Source organism: Nocardioides marmoraquaticus, assembly GCF_054777915.1.
Genome location: NZ_BAAHAA010000007.1, coordinates 85,707 through 92,039, shown reverse-complemented (window position 1 = coordinate 92,039; position 6,333 = coordinate 85,707). Strand labels below are relative to the sequence as shown.

Sequence of the window (6,333 nt, the reverse complement as noted above, 5' to 3'; positions counted from 1 at the left end):
CACCTCAGGGAGCGGCACCACACGCTCCTCCACACCAGCGCCGCCCTTCGTGGCTCGCTGCGCTCGCACCTCAGGGAGCGGCACGACGCGCTTCCCGGGGGACGCCCAGGCTGGTCGAGGTGCGAGGGCCGCCAGGCCCGAGCCGCGAGACCCGGCGACGTGCGCGCCGGTCCGAGGGTCACGATCGCCCTCCGTCTCACCGGGTCTCAGTGGGCGAAGTGCCTCGTGCCGGTGAGGTACATCGTGACGCCGGCCTTCTCGCAGGCCTCGACGGTCAGCTCGTCGCGGACCGAGCCGCCGGGCTGGACGATGGCGCGGACGCCGGCGTCGATGAGGATCTGGGGGCCGTCCTCGAAGGGGAAGAACGCGTCGGAGGCGGCGACGGAGCCGCGGGCCCGCTCCTCCCCCGCCCGCGAGACGGCGAGGCGGCAGGAGTCGACCCGGTTGACCTGGCCCATGCCGATGCCGACCGAGGCGCCGTCGCGGGCGAGCAGGATGGCGTTGGACTTGGCGGCCCGCACGGCGCGCCAGGCGAAGACCAGGTCGGCGAGCACCTCGTCGGAGGCGGCCTCGCCGGTGGCGAGGGTCCAGGTGGCGGGGTCGTCGCCGGAGGCGTCGATGGCGTCGCGCTCCTGGAGCAGGAGCCCGCCGGAGACCGGCCGCATCTCGATGCCGCCGCCCGCGGGCGACTCGCACACGAGCAGCCGGATGTTCTTCTTGGCCTGCAGCACCTCGGCCGCGCCCTCGTCGTACGCCGGGGCGACGACGACCTCGGTGAAGACCTCGGCCACCTGCTCGGCCATCGCGACCGTGACCGGGCGGTTGACGGCGATGACGCCGCCGAAGGCGGAGACGGAGTCGCACTCGTGGGCCTTGCGGTGGGCCTCGGCGACGTCGGCGCCGGTGGCGATGCCGCACGGGTTGGCGTGCTTGATGATCGCGACGGCCGGGTCGGCGAAGTCGTGCGCAGCGCGCCACGCGGCGTCGGCGTCGACGTAGTTGTTGTAGGACATCTCCTTGCCGTGGAGCTGGCGCGCCTGGGCGAGCCCGGCGCCCTGGCCGGAGGCGTAGAGAGCGGCCGACTGGTGCGGGTTCTCGCCGTAGCGCAGCACCGCGGCACGCTCCCAGGTCGCGCCGACCCACGCGGGGAAGCCGGCCCCGCCGGAGGAGTCGGTGAGCACGTTGCCCATCCAGCTGGCGACCGCGACGTCGTAGGTCGCCGTGTGCACGAACGCCTCGGCGGCCAGCGCCTTGCGCTGCTCGAGGGTGAAGCCGCCCGCGGCGACGGCCTCGAGCACGTCCGCGTAGCGCTCCGGCGAGGTGACGATGGCGACCGAGGGGTGGTTCTTGGCGGCGGCCCGCACCATCGACGGCCCGCCGATGTCGATCTGCTCGACGCACTCGTCGGGCCCGGCGCCCGAGGCGACGGTGTCGGTGAAGGGGTAGAGGTTGGAGACCACCAGGTCGAACGGCGCCACCCCGAGCTCGGTCAGCTGCGCGACGTGCTCGGGCAGGCGACGGTCGGCCAGGATGCCGGCGTGCACGCGCGGGTGCAGCGTCTTGACCCGGCCGTCGAGGCACTCGGGGAACCCGGTGAGGTCCTCGACCCGGGTGACCGGGAGGTCGAGCTCGGCGATGAGCCGGGCCGAGCCGCCGGTCGAGACGAGCTCGACGCCCGCGTCGGCGAGACCGCGCACCAGCTCCTCGAGGCCGGTCTTGTCGTAGACCGAGACCAGTGCCCGCCTGATCTCGACGCGGTCCGCTCCCTGGGTGCTGCTGGGGGTCGTGCTCATGCGCCGATCCGCACCTTCCTGTCGGTGATGGTGAGTCCGTCGCGGGCGATCGCGCCCACGGCGTCGACGAGCATCTGGCGCTCGGCGACCTTGATGCGCTCGTGGAGGGTCTCGACGTCGTCGTCGTCGAGGACGGGCACCGCCGCCTGGGCGACGATCGGCCCGGTGTCGACGCCGTCGTCGACCACGAAGAGGGTGGCGCCGGTGACCTTGACGCCGTACGCCAGGGCGTCGGCGGGCCCGGTGGTGCCGGGGAACGCCGGGCACAGTGCCGGGTGGGTGTTGACGACGCGGTCGGGGAACCGGCCGAGGAACCCGGGCCCGACGAGCTTCATGAAGCCCGCCAGCACCACCAGGTCGGGCTCGTAGGACGCGACGGCGTCGGCGAGCGCGGCGTCCCACGCGGCGCGGTCGTCGTGGTCGCGCAACCGCTCGACGAAGGTCGGCACGCCGGCGCGCACGGCCCGGGCGAGACCCTCGACACCGTCGCGGTCGGAGCCCACCGCCACCACCTCGGCGCCGTACGCCGCAGGGCCGGCCGCCGCGTCGAGCAGGGCCTGGAGGTTGGTGCCGCCGCCCGAGACGAGCACGACGAGACGGAGCGGCACGGGCCTCACCCTAGTGAGCGGACGCCGTGCGGGCGAACCGCGGGTGGACGGGTCTCAGGCTCGGGCCCGGCGGCGCTGCCACCAGGCGACCACGCTGCCGGAGACGAGCCCGGCGATGCTCATGGAGCCGACGGCCAGCACCAGCACCTCGGCCACGGGCGGGCCCACGACGGCGAGGCGCCCGTCGCCGACCGGACCACCGGCGAGCCAGCACAGCACCGTCATCAGGACGCCGGCCAGGGCGCCGGCACCGAAGCCGCGCAGCGCGGCCGAGTCGCGGGCGGCCACGCCGTAGGCGCGCTGGGCGCGGGCGGCGCCGAGCACGGCCGCGACGCCGGGGACGGCGAGCACGCCGACCAGCCACGCGGGGGCAGGGCCGTCGTCGGGCAGGGCGGCCAGCAGCGGGAAGGCGGGGACCGGTCCCAGGGCGACCGCGGTCGGCGAGACCACAGTGCCGGCGCCCACGGCGAACCCGGGGCCGAGCAGGTAGGCGGCCGCCATCACCACGGCGTTGGGCACCAGCAGGAGCGTGGCCGCGGCGTAGGCGACCTGGTCGCTGCCGCCGAGGCGGAGCCCGGCGAGCACCGCCATGGCGTCGTTGAAGCCGAAGGCGAGCGCCACCACGAGGAGCAGCGTCGCCGCCGCCAGCACCGCACCGCAGGAGGCGACCGCGCCGTGCACGACCGCGCGCGCCCAGCCCGGCACCCGCTCGAGCAGCTCGGGCAGCCGCCCGGTGCCCTGGGCCAGGCCGAGCGGCCCGACGACCGCCGCGAGCAGCGCCGAGCCGAGCACAGCGCCCGGGATCGCGGCGCTGACGGGGCCACCGCCGGTGAGCACGCAGAGGGCGGTGACCAGCACGACGTAGACGCCGACGAGCACCGTGCCCGCCTGGAGCAGGGTGCGGTCGTCGGCGCCGGGCCGGGCGGTGCGACCGGCGCGGCGCGCGAGCCTCAGGAGCAGGTAGGCCTGCCCGAGGGTCACGGCCAGGGGCACGAGCCCGAAGGGCACGCCCCCGATCGAGAGCGTCGCGCCGTGGCCGAGCAGCCAGACCTGGACCGCGACCAGGAGCGCCGAGGTGGTCGTGCCGTAGGCGCCGGCCTCGGCGAGGTACCAGCCGGCCAGCGCGAGCACCATGAGCACGAGCAGGCCACCGACGACCGCGCCCAGCGCGGCGAGCGCGGCGGCGCCGGCGAGGGTGCGCTCCTCGCGCCCGCGGAGCCGGGACCAGGTGCCCTGCCAGCGCGACCGGCCACCGCGCTCGGGGCGCGGGGCGCCCTGCGTGGTGCGGGTGGGTTGGCTCGCCAGGTCGGTCATCGCGACCATCCTGACCGACGCGAGCCCGCGGCCCGGTTCGCCACGCCCGGTAGCCTGGGCCCTCGTGCCAGCCCCGCCGTCCTCCCCCGCGCCCCCGGGGCCGCCGCCCCGGCCGAGGCGTCGGGTGACCGGCCACCTCCGGGTCCTCGTGCCGGTCGCGGTGCTCACCGTGCTGGCCGTGGTCGCCGGCGTCCTGCTCCTCCTGCCGGGTGGCGGCCCCGAGCCCGGGGCCCAGCAGCCGGTCGCCCGCCCCGTCACCCCGGAGATGCTGCTCGAGCCGGCCGACCTCGCCGACCTCCCGGGCGGCAGTCGCTGGAGCGTCGACGGCACCGGTGACAACACCACCGGTGACGGCATCAACACCCGCTGCCAGCGCGCCCGCTTCGCCGACCCCGACGGCGAGGGCACCCTCGTGCGCCGCCTGGTACGGCAGGGCGAGCAGGACCGGTCGGTGCTGCAGACGGTCGAGGTCTCGCGCGACTCGCGCTCGGCGAGCGACGCCTTCGCCACCACCCTCGGCTGGTTCGCCGGGTGCCAGGAGGCGCGGGTCGGACTCGTCGGCGCGTGGCAGGTGCAGGGCCTCGGCACGCGCGCCGAGGTGGTGCGCCTGGAGACCCCGGCGGACGGCGGTCGGCAGGGCCGGGGCCGGCAGGGCGACCTGCTGGTCGGGGTGGTGCGCTCCGACCGCGTGACCGTCTCCGTGGTGGTCGAGGGCGACGGTCGACCCGTCGGCATCGAGCCCTTCGCCACGCTGCTGCGTCGGGCCGTGACCGGGGTCTGCGAGGCCGACGCGGCGGCCTTCTGCCCCGACCGTGCGGAGGTACGCCGCACCAGCCTGCCGCCCTCCGGCGAGGCCCGCGGCACCCTGTCGGTCACCGACCTGCCCCAGCTGCCCGGGGTCGAGCAGCCGTGGGTCGGCACCCGACCGGTGCGCGCCCGGCCCAACGCCGCGGCGACCGCGTGCGACGACACCGCCTTCGTCGGCAACGGCGCGCCGGGCGCGCGCACGCGCACCTACCTGGTGCCGGAGAGCGACCTGCCCGACCGCTTCGGGCTGACCCAGACCGTGGGGACCTTCCGCACCGGTGCCCGGGCGCAGGAGGTGGTCGACGGCGTGGTGTCGGCCATGGCCGGGTGCGAGGACGACGACCTGTCGGTCCGGTTGGTCGCCACCGAGGTCGGCTCGGTGCGCGGCGGCGAGGTCACGTCGTACTGGCGCCTCGAGCAGGAGGTGAGCGACGACAGCACCGTCGCGTCCTGGATGGGCGTGGCACGATCGGGCCGCGTCGTCACCCAGGTGCTGCTCACGCCCGCCGGCCGGGCCGACCTCGACCGGGCGGCGTTCGCCGCGGTGCTCGACCGGGCCCGCGACCGGTTGACAGAGCTGGAGGGCAGCCGATGAGCGCACCCGTGACGAGCCCGGTGCACCTGCCCGACGGCGTGGTCTACCTCGACGGCAACTCGTTGGGGGCGCTCCCCCACGGCGTCGCCGACCGGGTTGCCGAGGTGGTCCGGGGCGAGTGGGGCGAGGGCCTGGTCCGGTCGTGGAACGACGCCGGCTGGACCCGCCTGGTGCGTCGCGTGGCCGACCGGCTCGCGCCCCTCCTCGGCGTCGACGGCGCCGACGTGCACCTCGGCGACTCCACCAGCGTCAGCCTCTTCAAGCTCGCGGTGGCCGCCGCCCGGCTGCGCCCCGACCGCCGGGTGCTGGTCTGCGAGCCGACCACCTTCCCCACCGACGGCTACGTCCTCGCCGGCGTCGCCGACCTGCTCGGTCTCGAGCTGCGCTGGTGCGACCCCGCCGACCCGGTCGCGGCGGTCGACCACGACGTCGCGCTGCTCTGCCTGACCCAGGTCGACTTCCGCACCGGCGCGCTGTACGACCTGCCCTCCGTCACGGCCGCCGCCCAGGAGCGCGGGGCGCTGGTGCTGTGGGACCTGTGCCACTCCGCCGGGGCGGTGCCCGTCGACCTCACCGCCGCCGGGGCCGACATGGCCGTCGGGTGCACCTACAAGTACCTCAACGGCGGGCCCGGGTCGCCGGCGTACCTCTGGGTCGCCCCGCGCCACCAGGACGCCGCCCGCCAACCCGTCACGGGCTGGTTCGGCCACGCCACGCCCTTCGCCATGGCCCGCGACTACGAGCCCGCGCCCGGCGTCGCGAGGTTCGCCTCCGGCACGCCGCCCGTGCTGGCGCTGTCGGCGCTGGAGGCCTCGCTGGCCGCCTTCGACGGGGTCGACGTCGACGACCTGCGTGCGACCTCGCTGGCGCTGACCGACCGCTTCGTCGCCGGCCTCGACGTGCTGGGGCTCGACGTCGTCACCCCCCGCGAGCACGCCCGACGCGGCAGCCAGGTGTCGTTCCGCCACGACCGCGCCTACGCCGTGGTGCAGGCGCTCATCGCCCGCGGCGTCGTCGGCGACTTCCGCGACCCCGACATCGCCCGGTTCGGCTTCGCGCCGCTCTACAACACCGCGGGCGACGTCGACACGGCGCTCGAGCGCCTCGCGCTCGTCCTCGACCGCGGCGAGCACCTCGACCCGGCGTACGACGCCCGCAACGCGGTCACCTGATCGCCCTCGCCGACGGTGGGCACGTCCGGCCTGACGCGCCCACC

At 76.2% G+C, this 6,333-nt stretch carries 5 protein-coding genes; 2 read left to right on the top strand and 3 right to left on the bottom strand.

Translation table 11 applies throughout. From position 1 onward, the window contains the following. Positions 1–206: 206 nt before the first annotated feature. Genes purH through ACYU8I_RS07325 form a run of 3 tightly spaced genes read right to left on the bottom strand, consistent with a single transcriptional unit; the run spans position 207 to position 3,715 of the window. Positions 207–1,793: a bifunctional phosphoribosylaminoimidazolecarboxamide formyltransferase/IMP cyclohydrolase gene (gene purH, locus ACYU8I_RS07335; protein WP_460839029.1), complete on the bottom strand. Its 1,587-nt coding sequence runs from the start codon at positions 1,791–1,793 to the stop codon at positions 207–209. Next, on the bottom strand, positions 1,790–2,401 hold the full coding sequence (gene purN, locus ACYU8I_RS07330; protein WP_460839028.1) for a phosphoribosylglycinamide formyltransferase: 612 nt from the start codon (positions 2,399–2,401) through the stop codon (positions 1,790–1,792). The genes purH and purN overlap by 4 nt, the downstream gene beginning before the upstream one ends. Before the next feature lie 54 nt (positions 2,402–2,455). Further along, entirely contained in the window at positions 2,456–3,715 is a 1,260-nt protein-coding gene (locus ACYU8I_RS07325) for a cell division protein PerM (RefSeq protein WP_460839026.1), read from the bottom strand. A gap of 124 nt (positions 3,716–3,839) precedes the next feature. Between ACYU8I_RS07325 and ACYU8I_RS07320 the strand changes: the two genes are divergently transcribed. Further along, positions 3,840–5,117 (top strand): hypothetical protein, encoded by a 1,278-nt coding sequence (locus ACYU8I_RS07320; RefSeq protein WP_460839024.1) that lies wholly within the window; start codon positions 3,840–3,842, stop codon positions 5,115–5,117. After that, positions 5,114–6,289: a kynureninase gene (locus tag ACYU8I_RS07315; RefSeq protein ID WP_460839022.1), complete on the top strand. Its 1,176-nt coding sequence runs from the start codon at positions 5,114–5,116 to the stop codon at positions 6,287–6,289. Before ACYU8I_RS07320 ends, ACYU8I_RS07315 begins: the two co-directional genes overlap by 4 nt. Positions 6,290–6,333: the final 44 nt, after the last annotated feature.